The sequence below is a fragment of the Micromonospora sp. NPDC003197 genome, from assembly GCF_053590565.1.
In genome coordinates, this window is the sequence record NZ_JBSFTE010000010.1 from 25,749 (window position 1) to 49,625 (window position 23,877).

Here is a 23,877-nt window from a genome sequence, read left to right on the forward strand (position 1 = left end):
GAGCCCCTTGGTGAGCCCGATCAGGGCGGTCTTGCTCGTCGAGTACGCGGCGAATCCCGGGAACGCGACATGCTCGGCCACGTTGCAGGCGTGATCGCCGCCGCGCTGCTGGTGTTCTTCGGGATAGTGATCGTCGCCGCCGCCGACCTGATCGCCGACCGCCTATTCAAGGGGGACACCACCCTGGTCTGGGTGCTCGTCGGGGCCCTGGCGGCTCTCGCCGTGGCGCATACCACCCGGGGGCTGCTCTCCGGACTGCAACTGTTCCCCTGGTACGGCACACAGCTCGGCATCGACGGTGCGCTGCGGATCGGCCTGGTCGCCGCCCTGGGACTGGCCGGGGTCACCTCCCCGTTCTGGTACGGAATGGTGCTGGTGTTCGCCCCGGTGGTGTCGGTCGTCTGCACCCTGCCCCCGGTGCTGCGGGCGATCGGCGGGGGCCTACCGCTGCCCTGGGCACCCCTGCTGCGCGGGCTCGGTCTACTCACCGTCTCCAGCCTGCTCGCGCAGGTCGTGGTGAACATCGGCGTGATCAACGTCCGGCTACTCGAACCGGACGACGAAGCCATCGCCGGAGCACTGCTCTCCGCACTGGTCCTGGTCCGGATCCCACTGTTCGTCTTCTCGTCCCTACAGGCGTCCCTGCTACCCGGCCTGGCAGCCTCCGCCGCCACCGGCGACCAGAGCGCCTTCCACTCCCTGCTCCGCCGCGCCCTGATGATCGTCACTGCGCTGGGCGCTGTCGGTTCGTTCGTCGCCACTCTGCTCGGCCCCTGGCTGGTACGAACCCTGTTCGCGGCCCCGGACGTACTGACCCGGGTCGACTTCGCCTGGCTCTCCGTCGGCACCCTGCTCTACCTCTGGGCAATGGTGCTCGGTCAGGCAATCCTGGCCCGAGACGGGCACCGGGCACAGGCGCTGTCCTGGGTGGTCGGCACGGCCGCCCTGGGTGTCGTCACCCTCATCCCGATGTCGGTGGCCCAGCGGGTCGAGATCGCCTACACCGTGGGTTCTCTGCTGGTGGTCGTCAGCATGGCGCTGTTCCTGCGCCGATCGGCGCAAACCACCCACCCGAGCGCGTCCCTCGAACCCGTGACGTCGTCGCCCGCAACCGGAGACTACCGATGACCCCTCCCCGCGTGACCGCGGTGATGCTCGCCTACGGCGCCGAGCCCTGGCTGTCCGACGCTGCCCAGGCCGTACTGGCCAGCACCGACGTCGAGGTCGACCTCATCGTGGTCGACAACGGCTGCACCGGTGACGGGGTGGAGGTGGTCAAGGGCTTCGCCGGGGTACGCGTCCTACGGCCGGAGGAGAACACCGGCTACTCCGGCGGCTGCCGGGTCGGCGCGGCCGAGGCGACCGGCGACTTCCTGGTCTTCGTCAACTCCGACGCGATCGTCGCGCCGGACGCCCTGGCCAAGATCGTCGCGGTCGCCGCAGAGGACGGGGTTGGCGCGGCGATGGCCTCGATCCGCCTGGCCGACCAGCCCGACACGATCAACACCTCTGGAAACCCGCTGCACTTCACCGGGCTGTCCTGGGCCGGCAGCAACGGCGAACCGGCCAGCCAGCACATGCAGCGGACGACTGTGCCGTCGGTGAGCGGATGCTGCTTCGCCATGCGTGCCGAGGTGTGGCGGCGGCTGGACGGCTTCGCGGCCGAATACTTCGCCTACCACGAGGACACCGAACTGAGCCTCCGGCTGTGGCAGCAGGGGTTCCGGATCGAGTACATTCCCGACGCTGTGGTCCGCCACTACTACGAGTTCTCCCGTAACACCTTGAAGTTGTACCTGGTCGAACGCAACCGGCTGATCACGCTCCTCACCGCCTACGAGGGCCGTACGCTGGCCGTCCTCGCGCCGATGCTGCTCGTCACCGAATTGGCGATGCTCGCCGCCTCGGTGGCCGGGGGTTGGGGCCGGCAGAAGGTACGCGGCTGGGGCTGGCTCTGGACCAACCGGGCGTGGGTACGCGCCCGGCGGCGACAGTTGCAGTCGGAACGGCGGGTGCCCGACGGGGTCATCGCCGAGCGGATGACCGCCAAGGTCGCGCTGAATGAGGCCGCCCCGCCCGGCATGGGATTGTTCAACCTGCTCGCCAGCGCCTACTGGAAGTTGTCCCGTCCGCTGTTGAAGCGGGCCTGACCTGTCGTCGCTGCAACGAAGCTGACCTGCCGTTGTGGAACGCGGATGGCCCGCCCCGTACCACCCGGGGCGGGCCATCCGCTGTTCGGTGCTCAGAATCCGGGTTTACTCGGGCTTCTTCTGCTGGCCCTCCAGGTCGGCGGAGCCAGCCGAGGTGGTGGGCTTGGCGGATTTGGCCCGCTTGCCACCGGGCGCCTTCGGCTCCTCGGGACGGCTCTCGGCCGCGACCTCGGCCTCGGCATCCTTCGCTGCCGAGCCACCGTCGAGCAGCGCGGTGAGGGCAGCGCCGGTTACCCGCCGGAAGCTACGCCCCACCTTTCGCCGGTCCAGGAGCGCGACCTCCAACTGGTTGGCGGCGATCGTGCGGGCGGCACCGCCCTCGCCGCCGACCGTACCCAGCGCCTTGACGGCCAGCTGTACCGCCTCGCTCAGCGACATGTCGGGGCGGTGGCTGGCCCGCAGCACGCCGGAGATCGCCTCGGCCTGCCCGCCCATCGCCATGCAACCGGGCTCGTCGTTGACCGAGCCGTCGTACGTCAGCCGGTAGAGCTCGTCGTCCGCCGGGGTGGCACCGACCTCGGCGACGCAGAGCTCCACTTCGAACGGCTTCGACTGCTCAGTGAAGATCGCACCGAGGGTCTGCGCGTAGCCGTTGGCCAGTGCCCGGCCGGTAACGTCCCGCCGGTCGTAGCTGAGCCCGTTGAGGTCGGCCATCCGTACCCCGGCGCGGCGCAGATTCTCGAACTCGTTGTAGCGGCCGACGGCGGCGAATCCGATCCGGTCGTAGATCTCACTGACCTTGTGCAGCGCGCTGGAGATGTTCTCCGCAACGAAGAGGACCCCACCCTCGTAGCTGAGTACCACCGTGCTGCGGCCCCGGGCGATGCCCTTGCGGGCCAGCTCGGAGCGGTCGCGCATGATCTGCTCGGGCGAGGCGTAGAACTGCATGGCCACGGCGGCGGTTCTCCTTCTGAACTGTGCCTACGGCGTACGGGTGTGCGTGCGGGGACGGAGTCAGCCGCCCAGGTTCTCCATCCGGCCGGCAACCACCGCTTCGGCGATCGCGGCGCTCTCGGTGTCGGTGAGCCGGCGTGTGCCCTCGGCCGTAGCGGTCATCACCACCGGGTAGATCCGGCGGGTCAGGTCCGGTCCGCCGGTGGCGGTGTCGTCGTCGGCCGCGTCGTACAGGGCCTCGACCGCGAGCCGCACCGCCTCGTCGGCACTCAGCCCGGTGCGGTAGCGCTTCTTCAGTGCCGACTTGGCAAACAGCGAGCCGGAACCAATCGCACTGTAACCATGCTCCTCGAAGGGACCGCCGGTGACGTCGAAGCTGAAGATCCGACCAGCCCGGGTCGAATCGGCGACGGCCAGGTCAAAGCCGGCGAAGAGCGGAATCACGGCCAGCCCCTGCATCGCTGCCCCAAGATTGCCCCGGATCATCGACGCCAGACGGTTGGCCTTGCCGTCGAGAGAGAGCATCGCTCCCTCGATCTTCTCGTAGTGTTCGAGTTCGACCTGGAACAGCCGCATCATCTCGATGCCGATGCCGGCCGTGCCGGCGATGCCCACCAGGGAGTACGCGTCAGCGGGATGCACCTTCTCGATGTCCCGGCTGGCGATCATGTTGCCCATGGTGGCCCGCCGATCACCGGCCATCACCACCCCACCCAGGCAGGAAATCGCCACGATGGTGGTGGCGTGCGGGGCGAGGTCGGCGGCGGCCATGCCCGGCGGCAGCGGTCGACGACCGGGCAGCAGGTCCGGGGCGGCCATGCTCAGGAACTGGGTGAAGGAGGACGTCCCCGCGTTGGTGAACACATCTGGTAGACGGCCGGATGGATCAAAACCCGCTGCCACGTGGTTCCTCTCTCAGGTACGTGATCGCCTCAGCTGAAGACCCCACGCGTCGCCACGTAGGGTCGGCAAGGCCACCGTTGCGGTTGAAGCAGACTATCGCCCGACCGCCGGCCGGGTGATGATCGTAGTCATCGTTCTGTCTCCTGGTCACGGCCGAGCGGCCAGCCGCACCGGAGGGCCACAGCAATACTAGCTGCGGATGATCACTGCCCGCCCTTCTGCACGTACCCCCGGACGAACTCCTCGGCGTTCTCCTCCAGTACGGAGTCGATCTCGTCGAGCAGGTCGTCCACGTCCTCGGTGATCTCGGCATGCCGCTCGGCGACCTCAGGGTTGACCTCGGTCGCGACGTCCTCGACCTCCTCATCCCGACGTGCCTTGCCGGACTGGGACTGACCGCCGGTGTCACGGGTAGCCATCAGGGTGCCTCCTCCACGATCGCTTGAAGAAAACTTACCCCGTGCAGGCGACGATATGGGCTGTCACCACCCCACCACATGCAGGATGGACTGGCATGCCGTCAGGTCGGGGCAGGCACTCGCAATCGTCCCGGCGCGACTCGACGGCTACGACTCGCTCGGGCTCAGCCGCCGGTGAGGGTCTCCAGCAGATCCTTGGCACTGGCACACCGGTCGAAGAGCGCCCCGACATGTTTCCTGGTGCCCCGCTCCGGCTCCATCATCGGCACCCGCACCAGTGACTCCCGGCCGACGTCGAAGATGACCGAGTCCCAGCTGGCAGCGACCACTTCGGAGGCATACTGGGCCAGGCAGCGGCCACGGAAGTAGGCTCGGGTGTCCTCTGGCGGCTCCACCATCGCGGTACGGACCGCCTCGTCGGACAAGAGCGTCGCCATCGAGCCCCGGGCCACCAACCGGTGGTAGAGGCCCTTCTCCGGCCGTACGTCGGAGTACTGCAGATCGACCAGTTGCAGCTTGTGCGAGGCCCAGCCGAGCTGCTCCCGCTCCCGATAGCCCTCCAGCAGTCGCAGCTTGGCCACCCAGTCCAGTTCACCGGCGCACAGCATGATGTCCCGTCCCAGCCGGTCCAGCGCACTCTCCCAGCGGTCGAGCACGTCGGCGGTCATGTCGTCGACGTCGCTGCCGTACCGGTCCTCGACGAAGGCACGAGCTCGTTCGAGATAAGCCCATTGCAGATCGAGCGCGGTCAGCCGACGCCCGTCCCGCAATCGGATCAGATGAGTCAGCGACGGGTCGTGGCTGACGGCCCGGAGTTCGGAGACCGGATCGGCGATCGCGAACTCCGGGGTGAGCACCTTCTCCTCGATCATGGACAGCACCAGGGCGGTGGTACCGACCTTGAGGTACGTGGAGACCTCTGACAGGTTGGCATCGCCGATGATGACGTGTAGCCGCCGGTACTTGTCTGCGTCGGCGTGCGGCTCGTCCCGGGTGTTGATGATCGGCCGTTTGAGGGTGGTCTCCAATCCGACCTCGACCTCGAAGAAGTCGGCCCGCTGGGAGATCTGGAAGCCTGGTTGCGAGCCGTCCTGGCCGAGGCCGACCCGGCCGGCACCACAGACGACCTGCCGGGTCACGAAGAACGGCGTCAGGTAGGCGACGATGTCCGCGAAGGGGGTCTGGCGGCGCATCAGGTAGTTCTCGTGCGCCCCGTAGCTGGCACCTTTGTTGTCGGTGTTGTTCTTGTAGAGGTGGATCGGGTGGGTGCCGGGGATGGTCGCCGCTCGTCGAGCCGCCTCGGCCATCACCCGCTCCCCCGCCTTGTCCCAGCGCACCACGTCCAGCGGGTTGGTCACCTCCGGCGTCGAATATTCCGGATGTGCGTGGTCGACGTAGAGCCGGGCACCGTTGGTCAGTATGACGTTGGCCAGTCCGAGATCCTCGTCAGCGAGCGCCTCGGCCGGGTCGTAGGCCGCACCGGAGTAGGTGAACCCTCGGGCGTCCCGCAGCGGTGACTCTTCCTCGTAGTCCCAACGGGCCCGCCCGCCCCGGGTCAGTTCGGGGCGGGCGCCATAGGCGTTGACCACCTGCGACGAGGTAACCATTGGATTGGCCCCGGGCTGGCCGGGCACTGAGATGCCGTACTCCAGCTCGGTGCCCATGATCCGCCGTACGCTCATGCCGCTGCCCCGCTCTGCTCGCTGAGGATGCATGGCTGAATTCGCCCGCTACGCTCACTCATGCTCTCGCCCCACTTCGCCGGCCGTTGCCTTCAGCGTAGTCCGCATCGACTGTCGGAGGCGGGCGGCGCGTCCGCGTACTCACAGGACAACAGTGCGGCCGGGTCCCTGAATACGCCGATCTACTGTTCGCGCATGCCAGCCAGGGTAGTAGATCGGCCCGGAGAAAATGTGCTCGCGTACTCCTGCCTCGTCAACGAACAGGTACCCGCCAATTCGTCCGATTCAGCGAAGAGCGCGTTGTGCTGGGAGTTGTCCGCTCCCCATCATCACGAACCCCAGTCGGTAGGTAAAACCGGAAGCCCGTAGACGCCACGGACAGGCAGCCGATGAGCAGCAGTGCAGTGTCGACGGAGAGGCAATCGGTCCAACCGGGCCCTGGAAAACGCCGGCCGGCGGCCGGTCAACACAGCCACCGCGAGCAACCCGGTGAACGAGCGCCAGACACCGATACCGGGTGCATGCCCATGGCCGGACGGAGAACAACAGCCCGGCCGCACAGGTCATGCCGATCAGCAGGCCGGTGGCGAGCATCGGCCGATTGAGTAGGGTACGTCCGCCGCGTAGAAGGCTGTACCGATCAGGAGCGATGGCGGCAACAGCCATGCGGCGTGTACGACGTATGCTCCGGCCGAAGCGGTCCATGAGGCGAGTAGCAGGGCGACTACCAGCCTTCACCGGGGGGATGCCAAGCGACCGACGGGCCCAGGCGCTCGGCTCGGTGCCCGACCTGTGTCAGCCCCGTCCGCTCGACGATCGGAAGGATGCCGGCGCTCACTGGTCCACACTCCTAAAGGATCGGCCTTTGTGTGACAGCCGACGCAGTCTATTCAGGTGCCAGTAGTTGACTTTCTGGTGCGACCATCGGTTGCCATGCCCAAGCCACAGAGCTTGCCGTACCCGGGCAGGAGAGTCTTGAGCCAGGACGGCGCAAAAGAAGGTGGTCCCTGACGGGAATTGTCAGGGACCACCTTTAGCAGGTGCTACAGGTACTGACCGGTGTTGCTCGCGGTCTCGATGGACCGGCCGGCCTCCGTGCCCTTACCGCCCGAGACGAGCGTACGGATGTAGACAATCCGTTCGCCCTTCTTGCCGGAGATCCGGGCCCAGTCGTCAGGGTTGGTGGTGTTGGGCAGGTCCTCGTTCTCCCGGAACTCGTCGACACAGGCGTCGAGCAGGTGCTGGAGACGGAGGCCCTTACGTCCGGAGGAGAGGAACTCCTTGATGGCCGACTTCTTACCCCGGTCGACAATGTTCTGGATCATGGCACCCGAGTTGAAGTCCTTGAAGTAGAGGACCTCCTTGTCACCGTTGGCGTAGGTGACCTCAAGGAACCGGTTTTCCTCCGTCTCGGAGTACATCCGCAGCACGACCGCCTCGATCATTGCGGCGACCGTGGCCTGCGGATCGCTACCGTGCTCAGCCAGGTCGTCCGGATGCAGCGGCAGCCCGGTGAGGATGTACTTGGAGAAGATGTCCTTGGCCGCCTCCGCGTCCGGCCGCTCAATCTTGATCTTGACGTCGAGACGTCCAGGACGCAGGATCGCCGGATCGATCATGTCCTCCCGGTTGGAGGCACCGATCACGATGACGTTCTCCAGCCCCTCCACGCCGTCGATCTCGCTGAGCAGCTGCGGAACGATCGTGTTCTCCACGTCCGAGGAGACCCCGGAGCCCCGAGTACGGAACACCGAATCCATCTCGTCGAAGAAAACGATGACCGGAGTGCCCTCCCCGGCCTTCTCCCGAGCCCGCTGGAAGACCAACCGGATGTGCCGCTCGGTCTCGCCGACGTACTTGTTGAGCAGCTCCGGGCCCTTGATGTTGAGGAAGAAGCTGGTGTGCTTCTCCTCGCCCCGGCGTTCGGCGATCTTCTTGGCCAGCGAATTGGCGACGGCCTTGGCGATCAGGGTCTTACCACAACCTGGCGGCCCGTAGAGCAGAATGCCCTTGGGCGGTCGCAGCTGATGCTCGCGGAACAGATCGGCGTGTAGGAACGGAAGCTCCACTGCGTCACGAATCTGCTCGATCTGGGTGTGCAGGCCGCCGATGTCGCCATAGTCGACGTCCGGCACCTCCTCCAGCACCAGCTCCTCGACCTCGCTCTTCGGGATGCGCTCGTAGGCATAGGCCGAGCGCGGCTCGATCATCAGCGAGTCGCCAGCACGCAGCGGCGCACCGATCAACGTTTCGGCGAGATGGACGATCCGCTCCTCGTCGGCATGGGAGATCACCAGTGCCCGGTCACCCAGGCCGGTGGAATCCTCCAACACCTCCTTGAGCATCACGACCTCGCCGGCCCGCTCGAAACCGAACGCGTCCACGATGTTGAGAGCGTCGTTGAGCAGAACCTCCTGGCCCCGTCGTAGCTCCCCCACCTCGAGTGAGGGCGACACCGCGACCCGGAGCTTCCGCCCTCCGGTGAACACATCCACCGTGCCGTCGTCGTGGCGAGCCAAGAAGACACCGTAGCCACTGGGTGGCTGCGCCAGCCGGTCGATCTCCTCCTTGAGCGTGACGATCTGGGCCCGCGCCTCCTTGAGGGTGCTCACGAGCCGATCATTGTTCTCGGTCAGTCGAGCCAGCTGCGCCTGCGTCGCCGCAAGCCGCTCCTCGAGCTGCCGGACGTGTCGGGGGCTTTCGGTCAACTTGCGCCGCACCAGAGCGAGTTCCTCTTGAAGGAACGCGACCTGGGTGGAGAGATCGTGGGCCTCCTTCTCCCACCGTGCGGCGCGCGAATCCGCGTCGTCGCTGCGTGCCACGTCCCACCTCCCCGGGGGCTTGAACGTTCTGCCATAACACTAACCGCTATGACGCCGATTCGGTCCCATGCAACGCCCTCGTCACCGAAGCTTGATCGTCAGGGGGACGCCGTTTGAACAGCCCCGCCGGTATTCGGGTACGGTCGGCATGTTGGCGGACGAGAACATGGGGGTGCGCCGTGACGGCACCGACCGAGACCGAAACCGGCGAGCTCCGGGTCTGGGTAGACCAGGACCTATGCACCGGAGACGGCCTATGCGTGCAGTACGCCCCGGAGGTCTTTGAATTCGACGTCGACGGCCTAGCCTACGTGAAGGACGACGACGGTGAGCTGCTTCTGGCCCCGGGAAGCCGGGTCGACGTGCCACCCCACCTGCGACTCGACGTGATCGACGCAGCCAAGGAATGTCCCGGCGACTGCATCCACGTCGTACGAACCGACGACGACGTCGAGGTGGCCGGGCCGGACGCCGTCTGAGCACAGCTGTCTTACCGGGCGGGGCACCCCGATGGGTGCCCCGCCCGGTGTCCTTCACTGGATCGGGTGACCGATCGCCATCGACACCACCTGTGCGAACTCGCCGAGCCGGGCGATCTGCCCGGGGCCGCCGTCGTCCAGTGTCTTGCCGAACCGCAATGCGTCATGGCGAGAGCCCAGATGGCCCTCCGCGCCCGGCACGGACCCCTCGTCCAGCGAGCTGAGCAGCAAATAGACATCGATGCTGTCCACCCGGACCTGGCCGTCCGGGGTACGGGTCAACCGGCGCCGGCAGCCGACCTCGGTCACGGTCGAGACCGGCACCACCCGCAACGACGACGTCATCGCCCCGACGGGCCCCTCGTCCGGCGGCACGTCCTCACCGTGCCACAGGAGCAGGCGGTTGCCGTCGCAGACGACCACCTCCTGCCAGACGCCGTTCACCTCGTTGACGAAGCGTTCCAGGGTGAAGCCCAGCACCGACGCCCCGCGCAACACACCGCTGAGCGCCTCCAGGGCCACGTCGGGGTCACGTAGGTAGGCGCGGGCGGCCGCCTCCAGATCGTGGTACGGCGACCAGTCCGGAAAGACCGCCGACGAGTCCCCGCCGTCGAACACCGAACTACTCATGCCCGGCTCGCGACATCGATGGTCACTGGCCGACCTGCTCTCCCGCCACGTCGGTGTCGCCCGGTACAGCCGACTGCCGGGCAGCCGCCTCCCGCAAGGTCTGCTTACGCAGCGCGTACGCCTCCGCGCCCTTGCTCGGCTTACGCCGACGGGGCGGGGCGGTCACCCCGGGCGCGAGTTTGCGGGCGGAGACCAGAAATGCGGTGTGTGCGATCATCCGGTGATCGGGGCGTACGGCCAGCCCTTCGGCGTGCCAGTCACGCACCAGCGACTCCCAGGCCCGAGGCTCGGTGAAGCCGCCCCGCTCCCGCAACGCCTCGACCAACTCCGACAGCTGGGGCGTGGTGGCCACATAGCCGATGAAGACCCCACCCGGCACCAGCGCCCGTTCCACCAGGTCGAGCACCTCCCACGGGGTCAGCAGGTCAAGGATGATCCGGTCGAAACCGGACTCCTGACAGGTTGCCACGTCCCCTACCCGCAGCTGCCACGTCGGCTGCGGACCACCGAAGAACGACTCGACGTTACGTCGAGCGATCTCCGCGAAATCCTCTCGCAGCTCGAAGGAGTGCACCTCGCCGCTCGGTCCGACCGCCCGCAGCAGGGAGCAGGTCAGCGCGCCGGACCCAACCCCCGCCTCCAGCACCTTCGCACCGGGGAAAATGTCCCCCATCGCGACGATCTGGGCGGAGTCCTTGGGGTAGATGACCTGCGCGCCCCGCGGCATGGAGAGCACGTAGTCCGCGAGCAGTGGCCGCAGGGCCAGGTAGGCGGTGCCACCGCCGGAGGTCACCACACTGCCGTCGGGCAGGCCGATGAGAGCGTCGTGCTCTAGCACACCCCGATGGGTGTGGAACGACTTGCCAGGCTCGAGGGTGATGGTGTGCATCCGCCCCTTGGGGTCGGTCAGCTGTACCCGGTCACCCGGTCGAAACGGCCCACGGCGCACCGCCATCGCCCCGGCCGAGGTTTCCACACTTCCCTCGCTTCGCTCGGTCATGCCGTCGCCTCGCTACGCTCGACGCCACCACGACCCACGGTGCTGTACCAAATGGTTCCCTCGCTTCGCTCGGTCACGTACCCATCTTTCGTTTCGGTTCCAGAAGCTGCGCCAGATCGGCGACGTGCAAAACGCCGACGACATCTTCGCCTGACACCACCAGGTACTGCGCGCCCGGGTGGGTCTGCACCTCCTGGATCACCTCTTCGCCGTTGAGACCGACGAGGAGTCGCGGCACCCGATCCAGGCCACGGGCCACCGTGTCGACCGTGACCCAGGGCCGCCGGTCGGCCGGTACGGCAGCTGCGGCCACCCGGTCGACCAGGGCCACCAGCCGGCCGGTGGAGTCGGCGACGCCCAGTGCGGCATCGGGTTGACCGGCCTCGACGCCTCGCCGCTGGGCTTCGGCCAGGGGGGTCCCAGTCGCTACCAGGAAGACCGGCCGGGCCAGTCGGGTCAGGTCGATGAGCGGAAAACGCCGGCTGATCCGGGCCACCCGAATCGACTGTCCGGCGCCCTGCCACAGGGTGAAGGCGACCAGCAGCATCAGCGCCAGCCCCAACGGGGCGAGCACCCCCACCCAGGTCAGCAGGGCGACCAACAGCAGCGTGCCGACCGCCACCGCGCGCCCCACCCAGCCGGCCACCTCCGTACCCAGGTGCCGATCCCGGCTCAGGGCCCAGACCGCGGCGCGCAACGCCCGGCCACCATCCAGGGGCAGGCCGGGCAGGATGTTGAAGACCGCCACGATGACGTTGCTCACCGCCAGCTGGAAGGCGAGCTGGTTGATCAAAGTCTCGTCGGGCAGGGCGAGGGTGGCCAGCACCGCCGCGACCCCGAGCACGGCGGACACGGCCGGGCCCGCCAGCGACACCAGCAGGTCGACCCGAGGGCTGGGCACGTCCCGGTCCATCTCGGTGTAGCCACCGAGCAGCTCCAGAGTGATGCCCCGAACCCCGATCCCGTAGTGCCGTGCGGTCAATGCGTGCCCCAACTCGTGCAACAGCACTGAACCAAGCAGACAGACCACAAAACCGAACCCGATCGCGTAACCGGTCAACTGGGACAACTCAAGCTGGCGTCGGACGAACTCGCCGTACATCACGGTCACCAGAACGGCGAGCAACACCATGGAGAAGTTGACGTGGACCGGCACCCCGAACACCCGCCCGATGGTGAGTCCGGAGCGTCGACGTGGTTGTGGACTGTCCTGCACCGGGTCGATGCTACGGAACACCGTGGGCTGGTGACGCCGGTGGCCGTGCCCCGCGTTCCGTCGTACGGGTGCCTTAGCCTTTCGGTCATGACGGCGGAGACGGTGACGACGCAGGCGGACGGGCAGAATCAGGCGGCAACGCAACCAGCGGCGGGCCCCTCACTCTCCCCCTCGCGGGCGGCGGACTTCAAGACCTGTCCACTGCTCTACCGATTCCGAAGCATCGACCGGTTGCCGGAGCGCACCACTGCCGAGCAAGCCCGGGGCACGCTGGTGCACGCCGTACTGGAACGGCTGTTCGACCTGCCCGCGCCGGGGCGTACCCCGGCGGCGGCGGCCGACCTGGTCGCCCCCGAGTGGGAGCGGCTGGTCGCCGAGGAGCCGGAGCTGGCCGAATTGTTTGCCGACGCCGAAGCCGCCACCGGGTTCCTGGACTCGGCCCGAGGGCTACTCGACGGCTACTTCACGATCGAGGACCCGCAGCGCCTTGAGCCGGCCGAGCGGGAGAGCCTGATCTCCGCCACCGTGGACGACCAGTTACTCATCCGGGGCTACCTCGACCGGCTCGATGTCTCTCCCGATGGCGCGCTACGGGTGGTCGACTACAAGACCGGCGGCGCGCCCCGAGAGGCGTTCGAGGCGCGCGCCCTGTTCCAGCTCAAGTTCTACGCCCTGGTGCTGTGGCGCACCCGAGGTGTCGTCCCCCGGGTGTTGCGGCTGCTCTATCTCAAGGATGCCGAGATCTGCGACTACAGCCCGGACGCCGACGAGCTGGCCCGCTTCGAACGGACCGTCGTGGCCCTGTGGCGAGCCATCGAGCAGGCCACCGCCAACCGGGACTTCCGTCCCAAGCCGAGCCGGCTCTGCGACTGGTGCAGCCACCAGGCCCACTGCCCCACCTTCGGGGGCACCCCACCGCCGTTCCCGGAGCACCCGCTGCCCAGTGAGGATCGTCGGGTGGCCCCATCGTCGCGGCTGGTGTCCCGCACGGACGACTGATCCTCCTCCCCAAGGAGGATGCCCGACTCACCACCGGTGAGGATCTTCCGCCCGAAACAGCGGCTAGCGTCGCTGACATGATGGAGCGCGTCACGGGCTGGGGACGGAACCGGCCGTTGCTGGCCGACAGCCTGCTGGCCACCCTGCTCGGGGTGCTTCCGATCGCGCTGGTCCTGCCCCTGCCGCCCGAACTGTGGCCGGAGCAACTCCTTCCGGAACTGGGCTGGAGTCTCCTCGCCGCCGCGCCGGTGGCCTTACGGCGGGTCGCTCCCTGGGTCGCCGTGGGTGCCCTGGTGGCGACGCTCGTCGCGCCGGCGGCGTTCGACGTGGTCCCCGTCTCCCAAGCGTTCGCCTTCATCGTGCTGACCTACTCGATGGCCGCGCAGTATCCGATGCGATCCGCTGTCCTCGCCACCGTCCTGCTGTGGGTGCCGGTGGGCGTGCTCAACGTCCTGTCTCCGGTCATGGACAACTCGTTGGACGTGGGCCCCGCCTACCTGGTCGTGAACAATCTGCTGACCGCGCTGGTCTCGTTCTTCGTCGGTCGTACGGTGAACGCCCGCCGCACCTCCAACCTGGTGTTACAGGAACGTGCCCGGGTCGCGGAGGAGAACCAGCGGTCCCTGGCAGAACAGGCGGTGGCCGACGAACGCCGACGGATCGCCCGGGAACTACACGACGTGGTCGCCCACCACGTGAGTGTGATGGGGGTGCTGGCCACCGGTGCGCGACGGGTACTGAAACGCGATCCGGCGACCACCGACGAGGCGTTGGGCACCATCGAGGAGACCAGCCGTACCACGTTGCGGGAGATGCGTCGCCTGCTCGACGTGTTACGCACCGACTCCGAACCGGCCGCTGAGTTGACTCCCCAGCCGGGGCTGGCCGGTATCGAGGCGCTGGTTGAGCAGGTACGCGAGGCGGGCCTGCCGGTGTCGCTGCGGGTCACCGGCGCGCCCGGGCCACTGGATCCCGGGGTGGCGTTGACGATCTTCCGAATCGTGCAGGAGGCGTTGACCAACGCGCTCAAACACGCCGGCACGGCCACCGCCGAAGTCCGGCTCAGCTTCGGGGTCTACTGGCTGATCGTGGAGGTCTTCGACACCGGCCGGGGGCCGGGGCCCGCCCCGGGACGGGTGGGACACGGCCTGGTCGGTATGCGGGAGCGGGTCGCCCTCTACGGTGGGACCCTGCGTACCGGACCACGACCTGGTGGCGGGTTCCGGGTCTACGCGAAGATTCCGATGGAGCAGTTGGGCGCACCGAGTAACGAGGGGGCGGCATGACCGAGGGCGGCGTACCGGCACGGCCGGTGAGGATCCTGCTCGTCGATGACCAGCCGCTGCTGCGTACCGGGTTCCGGATGGTGCTGGGCGCGGAGGACGACCTGGACATCGTGGGCGAGGCCGGGGACGGCGTCGATGCCGTCGACCTGGCCCGGCGGCTGCTTCCCGATGTGGTGCTGATGGACATCCGGATGCCCCGGATGGATGGGGTGGCGGCCACCCGCGCGATCGTCGACGCCCGCCTGCCGGTACGTGTACTCATCCTGACCACCTTTGACCTCGACGAGTACGTGGTGGGTGCGCTCCGGGCCGGGGCGAGCGGCTTCCTGGCCAAGGACGTGCCGGCGGAGGATCTGGTGACCGCGATCCGCACCGTGGCGGCCGGTGACGCGGTGGTCGCCCCACGCATCCTCAAGCGACTGCTGGACCGGTTCGCCGATACCCTGCCCGACCCGTCGGCCACCCCGCCCAAGGCGCTGGGGGTGTTGACCGAACGGGAGCGGGAGGTCCTGGTACAGGTCGCGCGGGGACTGTCCAACGCGGAGATCGCCCGGGCCCTGTCGGTGAGCGAGACCACGATCAAGACGCACGTCGGGCATGTTCTGACCAAGCTCGGCCTACGAGACCGGGTGCAGGCCGTGGTGCTGGCCTACGAGTCTGGTCTGGTACGCCCCGGCGCCTAGCCCTCTGGCCGGCTGGCGCCTCGGCACCACTCTGCCCTGCCGGCACCTACCCCCCTGGCCGGCCGACGCCCCGGGGATGACGGGGACGCTCCGTCTCCTCCTCAGGTGGGAGAGGCACCACTGCGAAGTGGCGTAGCCGAAGACCGTTCCTGCGTACGACGGATCACCATGCCCCGACCCCCTACTCTGATGACAGACGGTGATCACCGTCGGCGACAACGGGGGACGTACGACGATGGGCTCAGCGGTCAGGGACAACCCTGACCCGGTATCCGGGCCTACCCGCACCAGGAAATCCGCGTCTGTTCCCTCCGTAGGTGGACGGATCGCCGTCCGCCGGCACCGACGATTGATGTCGCCGGCCGGATTGGGGGTCCGGCCGGACCAGCTTCTGGAGAGGACGTTCAGTGACCGCTACGGTAGCCCGCGACGCGCAGGCGGCAGCCCGCGCCAACGATGTGTGGAAGGTGTACGGCTCGGGCGAGGCTCAGGTGATGGCGCTGCGCGGTGTCAGCGCGGAGTTCGAGCGTGGACGCTTCACGGCGATCATGGGCCCCTCCGGTTCGGGTAAGTCGACGCTGATGCACTGCCTCGCCGGGCTGGACTCGGTCACCCGGGGCGAGACGTGGATCGGCGACACCCGGATCACCGGGCTCGGCGACGCCGGCCTGACCAACCTGCGTCGCGACAAGATCGGTTTCATCTTCCAGCAGTTCAACCTGCTGCCCACGCTGACGGCCAAGGAGAACATCCTGCTGCCGCTGTCGATCGCCGGCCGCAAACCCGACCCAGCCTGGTACGACACGGTGATCAAGACGGTGGGTCTGGGCGACCGGCTGGGGCATCGGCCCAGCCAGCTCTCTGGTGGTCAGCAGCAGCGGGTGGCCTGTGCCCGGGCTCTGGTCTCCCAACCTGAGGTGATCTTCGCCGACGAACCGACCGGTAACCTCGACTCCCGCTCCGGCGCCGAGGTCCTCGGGTTCCTCCGCAACTCGGTACGCGAGCACGGCCAGACCATCATCATGGTCACCCACGACCCGGTGGCCGCTTCGTACGCCGACCGGGTGGTGTTCCTCGCCGACGGCCAGATCGTCTCCGAGCTGATCGAGCCGACCCCGGACACGGTGCTGGACACGATGAAGAAGCTGGACGCGTTGACCGAGGCGGTCAACTGATGTTGCGCGCGACCCTGCGGAGCCTGCTGGCCCGCAAGCTCCGACTGCTGCTGTCCGCCCTGGCGGTGGTGCTGGGCGTCATGTTCGTCTCCGGCGCGTTCGTGCTCACCGACACCCTCGGCCGGTCCTTCGACTCGGTCTTCGCCGACGCGTACGCCGAGACCGACGTCGAGGTCAGCGCCAGGTCGAAGGTCGCCACCAGTGAGTTCGAGGGCGAGCAGGTGGCCGCCACCTTCCCCGCCTCGACTCTGGAGCGGATCCGGGCGGTACCCGGCGTGGCGCAGGCCACCGGGCTGGCTGCCGCCGACGGGGCTCGGGTGATCGGGCCGAACGGCAAGGTGCTGACCTCGTTCGGGCCGCCGCAGTTGGGCAGTAACTGGACCGGTGAGAGCGACCTGGTGCGGCTCCGCGAGGGCCACGGGCCGAGTGCCGACAACGAGATCGTGGTCAACGCCACCGTCGCCAAGGCCGCCAACCTGGCCGTCGGGGATCGGGTGGCGGTGTTGACCCTCGAACCCAAGCGCGAGTTCACCCTGGTCGGCATCTTCGGCTACAGCGGTGACCGGGACAGCCTGGGCGGCGTACAGGAGGTGGCGTTCACCGAACGCGTCGCCCAGCAGTTGATGCTCGGCGAGACCGGCGTCTACAGCACGGTCAGCGTACGGGCCGCCGACGGGGTCAAGCCGGCAGCGCTGCGGGACGCCATCTCGGCCGCCCTCGGCGACGGGTTCGTGGTGAAGACCGGTGAGCAGCTCTCCAAGGAGGCTTCGGCCGGGCTCAAGGAGGGCTTGGCCTTCTTCAACAACATCCTGCTCGGCTTCGCCGGGGTGGCGCTGTTCGTCGGGATCTTCCTGATCCTCAACACGTTCTCGATCATCATCGCCCAGCGCACCCGGGAACTGGCCCTGATGCGGGCGATGGGGGCCAGTCGCCGGCAGATGATCGGCTCGGTGCTGATGGAGGCGATCGGCATCGGCCTGATCGCCTCGGTGCTCGGCCTGGGTGCCGGCATCGGGGTCGGCGCACTGCTGGCCTTCGTCTTCGGGCAGATCTCCGGCGGGCTGACCCTGGCCGGATTGGGCGTGCCGGCCAGCGCCGTGGTGAGCGCCTTCGTGGTGGGTCTGCTGGTGACCGTGGTCGCCGCCGTCCTACCGGCCCTGCGGGCATCTCGGATCCCGCCGATCGCCGCGATGCAGGACGCCGCCACCCCGGATCGGCCGTTGACGAAGCTCACCGCTGCCGGCGCGGTCGTGGGGGCTGCCGGTGGGACGCTGCTGACCCTGGGACTGGCTGGCAAGGCCGGCGACAACAGCCTCTGGACCATCCTCGGCGGGGTGCTGGTCTCGTTCATCGGAGTGGCCCTGCTGACCCCGGTGATCAGCAAGCCGGTGGTGTCGCTGCTGGGCCGGCTCTTCGCCTGGTCGGTGCCGGGCAAGCTGGGCCGCCTCAACTCCGGGCGTAACCCGCGCCGGACGGCGATCACCGCCGCCGCACTGATGGTCGGCATCGCCCTGGTCACCGGGGTCAGTGTCATCCTGTCCTCGGCCAAGAGCAGCCTGACCGCGCTGGCTGAGGACACCATCCAGGCGGAGCTGGTCATCTCCGGTGTGCAGACCGGGCCCCGGATGCCGAGCTTCGATCCGGCGGTGCTGGACCGGGCCGCCCAGGTGCCCGGCGTGGCCTCGGTCGCCGGCCTGTACTCCGACGCGGCGCTGGTGGGCGGCGAGCGGACGTACGTCAGCGCGACCAGCAACGTGCCGGCGCTGCGGGACATCTTCCAGGCCACCCCCACCGCTGGCAGTATCGACGCCCTCGGGCCGAACCAGCTCCTGGTCGACTCGGGTACGGCGGCGAAGCGTGGCCTCACGGTCGGCACCACGGTGCCGGTGCAGCTGTCCCGGGGCGCGGCCCAGACCTACACCGTGACCGGCATCTACGCCGAGTCCGAGCTGTTCAGCGGGTTCGTCCTGCCGGCGGGCGCGGCGAAGGAGTTCGGGCTGCCGATGCCGACGCAGGCCTACCTGCAACTGGCCCCGGGGGCCTCGGTGGACCAGGTGCTGCCGCAGGTCGAGGCGCTGCTCGTGGACAGCCCGGAGGTGTCGGTCGCCGATCGGGGCGCGTTCATCGAGCAGCAGACCAGCATGTTCGACCAGCTCCTGCTGATGATCCAGGTGCTGTTGGCGCTGGCCATCCTGATCGCCGTACTCGGGATCATCAACACCCTGGCCCTGTCGGTGCTGGAGCGGACCCGGGAGCTGGGCCTGCTGCGGGCCATCGGGCTACGCCGGGGTCAGACGATGCGCATGGTCACCGTCGAGTCCGTGGTGATCTCGGTCTTCGGGGCGCTGCTCGGCGTGGCGGTCGGTACCGGCCTCGGCGCGGCAGTGGTCCAAGCGCTGCGTGAGGATGGCATCACCGACCTGGTGCTCCCCTGGTCGCAGATGGGGCTCTACGTGGGACTGGCAGCCGTCATCGGAGTGGTCGCCGCAGTGCTGCCGGCGATCCGCGCCGCTCGGATCAACGTCCTCGGCGCGATCGCCCACGACTAGCTCGGATCGGGGGTGGGGCGGGGCGGCGTCGCGAACAGACGCCGCCCCGCCTCAATATTCGGCACCCGCACCGGGTCAGGGCCGCAGATCCAGCGGGGTCAGCAGCCGGCCCAGCAGTGCCAGGTCCGCGTTGGCCAGGCTCTCCAGCAGGTGTACGCCGTCGGCGACGTCGAGGGGCACGTCACCGGGTACGGCCAGCACCGCCGCCCCGGCGGCCAGCCCACTGGCCACCCCGGCCGGCGAGTCCTCGATCGCCACGCACCGGTCGATCGACACGTTCAGCAGCTGCGCGGCGGTCAGGTAGGGCGCGGGATCCGGTTTGGCTGCGGGCACCTCGTCGCCACAGACCACGACGTCGAACCGGTCCCGGCCGAGCGTGTCCAGCGCCACCTCGACCAGGGGCCGGGTGGTCGAGGTGACCAGGGCGGTGGGAATCCGCGCCGCGCGTACCGCTTCGAGTAGGGCGAGGGCACCGGGCCGCCACCGCAGTTCGTCGACGAAGAGCTCGGCGACCCGCTGCTCCAGCCAGGCGGCGCCCACCGCCGGGTCCCGCCAGTGTTGTCCGAGGTCCTCGTGCAGGATGGTCATGGAGTGGGCCATGCTGCTACCGACCATGGCCAACCGGGCGGTCTGCGACAGCCGGCCGCCGTAGTTGGCCGCCAGTTCGTGCAGCGCGACTTCCCAGATCCGCTCACTGTCGATGAGTGTGCCGTCCATGTCGAAGAGCACGGCAGCCGGATGGATGGTCAGAATGTCCTCCTGGGCAGGCCCGGCGGGTTTCCCGATGGCCGGGTGATGGTCAGGTGCCCCGGTCGGGCGGGACGATCCTTCGATCATTCCCCGCCGACCGGCGACGATCCCAGACCCGGCCGCCAGGTGTGGCCCATTCCTCAGGATTCGGTGTGGTTCCGTCCGGACCGTTCGGCGACCACCGGCACTCCCGGGGACGGGGTCGAGGCCGCATCGACCGGCGTGCTCTGCGCAGCGCCGACCAGCCGATCCCACCGACCGATCGCGTCCACTGGCACCAGCAGCGTGCTGGTCGCCGGCCGGATGGTGTCCAGCGGGGGGAACATCAGCGAATGATCGCGGATGATCGTCGCCAGTGCGATGGCCAGTTGCACCGGGCCGAGCCGGGCACCCGGGCAGACCCGGGTACCGGCGCCAAACGGCAGATACGCGTGCTCGCTGTGCGGACGGGTCGCGGTTAGCCACCGCTCGGGGTGGAAGATCTCCGGGTCGGTCCAGTGGCGGGGATCGCGGTGGATCAGGTACGGGCTGAAGAGCACCCGTTCACCCGCCGGCAGCCGGTACGGTCCGAGCGAGGTGGGTACGGCCACCGTCCGGCCCATCGCCCAGTTCGGCGGATGCATCCGCAGCGTCTCCTTGAGCACGGCGGAGGTCAACGGCCAATCCTCCCCGGGCAGCCGGTCCGGGTGGACCGGGGTGGTCATGATCTCGTCCCGGACCGCGCTCAGCAGGGTCGGTTGCTCGGCGAGGCGCAGCAGGCACCAGGACAGGGCCGCGCCGGCCGGCCCGTGCGAGGTGACGATCAGCAGGCGGACCACGCCGACGACCTCCCGGTCCGGCAGGTTCAGCGGATGGTTCAGCAGGCCGTCGAGCACGTCCCGGGGCTGTTCCGGGCGGGACTCGGCCCGGCGGCGGACGACCAGGTCGGTCAGCGTCTCCACCAGGTTGGTGTTGAGCGCCCGCGCCCGCCGGGCCACCGGCCGGGGGCCGATCGGAACCCGGGACTCCTTGCTGTCGGTAACGTCGAGCGAGGCCCAGAACACCTCCTCGACCGCCCGCGCCACCGCGTCCACGTCGTCGTCACCGCCGCCGACGCAGTAGTCGGCGGTGGCCGCGCCGAGCATCCGCTGGGCTTCGTCGAAGAGGTCGATGTCCTGGTTTGCGAGCGAGCCAACGGTACGTCTCATCCGCTGCTCGATCCGCCCGACGTGGGCGAGCAGCACTGGCCGGACGACGCCACGGTTGAGGTAACGGCGGACCGACATCCATTCGGGTAGCCCGTCGAGGAGTTCCTTCCGGCCCCGCCGGCCGCCCACGAAGGAGTTGTCGAGGATGAAGTCGGCGTTCGTCTCCATCAGGGCGTGGTGGACGAGTCGCGGATCGTGTACCACGATGCTCTCCGGGTCGAGCCGCACCACGTCGCCGTACTCGGTCCGGGTCCGGATCATCCAGCCCAGCGGGTCGTCCTCGTAGTCCAGTGCGGAACCGACGTAGGGCAGCCCCTTCGGGCCGGGCACTGGAACGGATCCCATCTCGGCACGTCGTCTCCGGCCGAGCCGGCTCCACCACGAGGTCATCGGACACCTCCACGCTTCATCGGCGGTCTAGCCACGCCGATGCCCACCGCCCTGGTCACCGGGTTGGTCCGCCCCGCCCGGTACGGCAGTGGGCATCGATTGTCGTTTCTGGTCAGTAGATCGGGTAGTAGTACCAGGTGCCACGCGTCGCCCGGGTGGCGCGCCGCTTGACCGCAGTCAGGTAGCGAAGCATGCCGTCTCCCTCCAGCTTCGATAGATCGATCGAAATTTGCTGAAGTCTAACCAGCTGAGAACAACGAGCGCCAGATCTGGATTCATTTCAGCTCACAGGCGGCCAGCGATCGCTCGTACCCGGCGAAGAACGAGGCGGTACGTTGCTCCGCCGTACCGTGGGCTCCCTCGGCGAACCACGGCTGCCCCGGGGCGTCGCCCACCGCGAGCAGCCCGCTGCGCAACTCGTCGAGATCACCATCGGCCAGGGCCAACGACCCCGCCCGCACCGAATCACCGATGTACGCCCCGGCCATGCAGTCGGCCTGCAACTCCTGCTGGATCGTGAACTCATACCGGATGCCCAACCGGACCTGGATGCCGTGGGCGTACTCGTGACCGAGCAGATAGAACAGGAAGGCATCCCCGATCTGCCGGAACGCCGCCACCGCCCAGTTGACGTCGTACGCGATGAAGTCCCCGGCTGGACAGTAGACGGCGTTGTTGCGAGGCACCGACTCCCCGGCACACGCAAGCTCACCGTCCCGCTGGTAGGCGATCACCCGACGAATCGCCTCGAACTGCTGCCCGGATGTCGCAAGCCGCTGCCGCCAGTACTGCTCGGCGACCTCGACGGCCCCCTGGACATCCCGCTCGAACTCCGCCACGGTCATCGTCCCGTCCTGCGTCCCGTCCTGCGACCCCGCCGATGGTCCCGGGGCGCCACCCGGATCGCCGTCCGGTCCCAGTCCGCAAGCCAAGGTCACGACCAGTACGGCGAGCAGGCCGCCCAGGGTCCGGATCCGCTGGGACCCGCGCTCCACCTGTTTCACTACCAGCCCCCTCCTCGCTGCCGCAACGACACCGAACGAGGCCGATAATTCCCGTCCGCACCCCCGGCCCACCACCTCCCACCAGCACATATCGCACGATTCGCCACCTCGGGTGCCGCCAGGCGGAACCCATCCGCCGCCGCCGGCACAATCCGGTGGTGTCGCGACGGCGACTTCGACTGCCTCACCCTCGACCTCCCTGTCATCCAGGTAGCGGACAGGCGTCCACAGCAGGCCGAGCGGAATATCCACAAAGGATGGTGGACGGGCCGGGCATTCCCCGCGTTCCGGGAGGTCAGCCCCTTTTTAATCTTGCGTGCCCAAAGCGCGCGCAAACGCGAACCGTTCGCTCTACCGGGGTTGAGGAGTCGATGATCAGGGTTCCGTGTGGCCAGCCCGGCGGAGTACCGTACTCGCACTATCGCTCCATCCCCGAGATGGTCCTCGGCGGAGACGACTACTTCCACCATCCGCTGTGGTCGTCGACCATGCCGTTCCTCTTCTCATTGATGCTGCCCATGGAGGCCATAGGTGACAGTCGCAACGGCACGGTTGGGATTCGGGGTAACGTTCACCGACCACATGGTGGTGGCCAACTGGAGCCAGGACACCGGCTGGACACCGCTGTCGCTGACCCGAAACGCGCCACTGAGCCTGCATCCGGCCGCCATGTCCCTGCACTACGGCCAGGCCATCTTCGAGGGCCTCAAGGCCTACCGACAGCCCGACGCAACGGTAGCCCTGTTCACCCCGCACCGAAACGCGGAGCGGTTCGCCCGCAGCGCGGCGCGATTGGCCATGCCGGAACTGCCCCCTGACACCTTCATCGAGGCGTGCGAACTCCTGGTACGCGCCGACGCCGACGCGGTCCCGGGCGGATTCGGGCAGAGCCTCTACCTACGGCCATTCATGATCGCCACCGAGGCCAGCCTCGGGGTACGCGCCGCCACCGAATACCTCTTCGCCGTGATCGCTTCGCCCGTGGACCACTTCTTCGCCTCGGGCGCCGCCGCCATCGACGTGTGGTGCGAAAGCCGCCACTCCCGCGCGGCCAGCGGCGGCACCGGCGAGGCGAAGTGCGCCGGAAACTACGCCGGCAGCATGCCGGCCAAGGCTGCGGCCATCGCCCGTGGCTGCCCCGAGGTGCTGTGGCTCGACGCAACCGAGGGCACCTGGGTCGAGGAACTCAGCGCGATGAACTTCTTCTGCGTCCGGCAGCCAGCGGGCGAGCAGCCCGAACTCCTCACCCCACCACTCGGGGGCACCATCCTGCACGGCTCGACCAGGGCCGCGCTCCTGGCCCTGGCCGGAGCCCAGGGCCTCAAGGTAACCGAGCGCCCGATCGCCCTGGCGGAACTCCTCGACCCCGACTCCCCGATCACCGAGGCGTTCGCCTGCGGCACCGCCGCCACCGTCGTACCGATCGGCGGTTTCGTCACCGAGCACAGCCGACGCCGGTTGCCGGCCGAGGGTGCGGGTCCAGTGACCACGATGATGCTCGACGCCCTGATGGCAATCCAGTACGGGCACTCACCAGACTCCCACCGATGGATGCACAAGGTCGACGGCGTCAGCCTGCCCTGAGCCGGATGGAGCGGA

Annotated in this window: 20 protein-coding genes; 9 read left to right on the forward strand and 11 right to left on the reverse strand. The window is 68.4% G+C overall.

Features of this window, described 5'->3' with window-relative positions:
- Both ACWDV4_RS13250 and ACWDV4_RS13255 read left to right on the forward strand, forming a co-directional pair.
- Window positions 1–1,128, forward strand: a 1,128-nt coding sequence (locus ACWDV4_RS13250) for a lipopolysaccharide biosynthesis protein (RefSeq protein WP_449977833.1), incomplete at its 5' end; no start/stop codon positions are given.
- Window positions 1,125–2,150 (forward strand): glycosyltransferase family 2 protein, encoded by a 1,026-nt coding sequence (locus tag ACWDV4_RS13255; RefSeq protein WP_449977836.1) that lies wholly within the window; start codon window positions 1,125–1,127, stop codon window positions 2,148–2,150. The genes ACWDV4_RS13250 and ACWDV4_RS13255, both read left to right, overlap by 4 nt.
- 105 nt (window positions 2,151–2,255) lie before the next feature.
- On the opposite strand, the gene prcA is transcribed toward ACWDV4_RS13255, so the two are convergent.
- From prcA to arc, 5 genes are all read right to left on the reverse strand, one after another.
- The gene (prcA, locus tag ACWDV4_RS13260) at window positions 2,256–3,104 is read right to left on the reverse strand and encodes a proteasome subunit alpha (RefSeq protein ID WP_449977837.1); all 849 of its coding nucleotides are present in this window, start codon (window positions 3,102–3,104) and stop codon (window positions 2,256–2,258) included.
- 60 nt (window positions 3,105–3,164) lie between these two features.
- On the reverse strand, window positions 3,165–4,007 hold the full coding sequence (gene prcB / locus ACWDV4_RS13265; RefSeq protein ID WP_449977839.1) for a proteasome subunit beta: 843 nt from the start codon (window positions 4,005–4,007) through the stop codon (window positions 3,165–3,167).
- A gap of 203 nt (window positions 4,008–4,210) precedes the next feature.
- Entirely contained in the window at window positions 4,211–4,426 is a 216-nt protein-coding gene (locus ACWDV4_RS13270) for a ubiquitin-like protein Pup (protein WP_449977841.1), read from the reverse strand.
- A gap of 164 nt (window positions 4,427–4,590) precedes the next feature.
- The gene (gene dop, locus ACWDV4_RS13275) at window positions 4,591–6,108 is read right to left on the reverse strand and encodes a depupylase/deamidase Dop (protein ID WP_449977842.1); all 1,518 of its coding nucleotides are present in this window, start codon (window positions 6,106–6,108) and stop codon (window positions 4,591–4,593) included.
- A 1,043-nt stretch (window positions 6,109–7,151) separates the two neighbouring features.
- Window positions 7,152–8,930, reverse strand: coding sequence for a proteasome ATPase (gene arc, locus ACWDV4_RS13280; protein WP_449977844.1), 1,779 nt, complete (start codon window positions 8,928–8,930; stop codon window positions 7,152–7,154).
- Between the two features lie 179 nt (window positions 8,931–9,109).
- On the opposite strand from arc, the gene ACWDV4_RS13285 reads away from it, so the two are divergent.
- On the forward strand, window positions 9,110–9,409 hold the full coding sequence (locus ACWDV4_RS13285; RefSeq protein ID WP_449977846.1) for a ferredoxin: 300 nt from the start codon (window positions 9,110–9,112) through the stop codon (window positions 9,407–9,409).
- 54 nt (window positions 9,410–9,463) lie between these two features.
- Here ACWDV4_RS13285 and ACWDV4_RS13290 read toward each other — a convergent pair whose 3' ends face one another.
- The 3 genes from ACWDV4_RS13290 to ACWDV4_RS13300 all read right to left on the reverse strand — a co-directional run bounded on the left by ACWDV4_RS13290 (window position 9,464) and on the right by ACWDV4_RS13300 (window position 12,204).
- Window positions 9,464–10,039 carry a hypothetical protein gene (locus ACWDV4_RS13290; RefSeq protein WP_449977848.1) on the reverse strand — a complete coding sequence of 192 codons (576 nt, stop codon included), beginning with the start codon at window positions 10,037–10,039 and terminating at the stop codon, window positions 9,464–9,466.
- 22 nt (window positions 10,040–10,061) lie between these two features.
- Window positions 10,062–11,039, reverse strand: a complete 978-nt coding sequence (locus ACWDV4_RS13295; RefSeq protein WP_449977850.1) for a tRNA (adenine-N1)-methyltransferase — start codon at window positions 11,037–11,039, stop codon at window positions 10,062–10,064.
- Between the two features lie 73 nt (window positions 11,040–11,112).
- A complete protein-coding gene (locus tag ACWDV4_RS13300; RefSeq protein WP_449978208.1) occupies window positions 11,113–12,204 on the reverse strand; it encodes a site-2 protease family protein in 1,092 nt (363 codons plus the stop codon).
- A gap of 138 nt (window positions 12,205–12,342) precedes the next feature.
- Here ACWDV4_RS13300 and ACWDV4_RS13305 point away from each other — a divergent pair, with 138 nt between their 5' ends.
- From ACWDV4_RS13305 to ACWDV4_RS13325, 5 genes are all read left to right on the forward strand, one after another.
- Window positions 12,343–13,254 (forward strand): RecB family exonuclease, encoded by a 912-nt coding sequence (locus tag ACWDV4_RS13305; RefSeq protein ID WP_449977852.1) that lies wholly within the window; start codon window positions 12,343–12,345, stop codon window positions 13,252–13,254.
- A gap of 77 nt (window positions 13,255–13,331) precedes the next feature.
- Entirely contained in the window at window positions 13,332–14,540 is a 1,209-nt protein-coding gene (locus ACWDV4_RS13310) for a sensor histidine kinase (RefSeq protein WP_449977854.1), read from the forward strand.
- Window positions 14,537–15,223, forward strand: coding sequence for a response regulator (locus tag ACWDV4_RS13315; RefSeq protein WP_449977857.1), 687 nt, complete (start codon window positions 14,537–14,539; stop codon window positions 15,221–15,223). Before ACWDV4_RS13310 ends, ACWDV4_RS13315 begins: the two co-directional genes overlap by 4 nt.
- A 407-nt stretch (window positions 15,224–15,630) precedes the next feature.
- Window positions 15,631–16,398 (forward strand): ABC transporter ATP-binding protein, encoded by a 768-nt coding sequence (locus ACWDV4_RS13320; RefSeq protein WP_449977860.1) that lies wholly within the window; start codon window positions 15,631–15,633, stop codon window positions 16,396–16,398.
- Window positions 16,398–18,947, forward strand: coding sequence for an ABC transporter permease (locus ACWDV4_RS13325; protein ID WP_449977862.1), 2,550 nt, complete (start codon window positions 16,398–16,400; stop codon window positions 18,945–18,947). Before ACWDV4_RS13320 ends, ACWDV4_RS13325 begins: the two co-directional genes overlap by 1 nt.
- Window positions 18,948–19,022: 75 nt before the next feature.
- Here the strand turns inward: ACWDV4_RS13325 and ACWDV4_RS13330 are convergent, their stop codons facing one another.
- The 3 genes from ACWDV4_RS13330 to ACWDV4_RS13340 all read right to left on the reverse strand — a co-directional run bounded on the left by ACWDV4_RS13330 (window position 19,023) and on the right by ACWDV4_RS13340 (window position 22,278).
- Window positions 19,023–19,676 (reverse strand): HAD family hydrolase, encoded by a 654-nt coding sequence (locus ACWDV4_RS13330; RefSeq protein ID WP_449978211.1) that lies wholly within the window; start codon window positions 19,674–19,676, stop codon window positions 19,023–19,025.
- A gap of 161 nt (window positions 19,677–19,837) precedes the next feature.
- Window positions 19,838–21,229, reverse strand: coding sequence for a cytochrome P450 (locus tag ACWDV4_RS13335; protein WP_449977864.1), 1,392 nt, complete (start codon window positions 21,227–21,229; stop codon window positions 19,838–19,840).
- 320 nt (window positions 21,230–21,549) lie between these two features.
- Window positions 21,550–22,278, reverse strand: coding sequence for a neutral zinc metallopeptidase (locus ACWDV4_RS13340; RefSeq protein WP_449977867.1), 729 nt, complete (start codon window positions 22,276–22,278; stop codon window positions 21,550–21,552).
- A 531-nt stretch (window positions 22,279–22,809) separates the two neighbouring features.
- On the opposite strand from ACWDV4_RS13340, the gene ACWDV4_RS13345 reads away from it, so the two are divergent.
- A complete protein-coding gene (locus ACWDV4_RS13345) occupies window positions 22,810–23,862 on the forward strand; it encodes a branched-chain amino acid aminotransferase (RefSeq protein ID WP_449977869.1) in 1,053 nt (350 codons plus the stop codon).
- Window positions 23,863–23,877 lie beyond the last annotated feature (15 nt).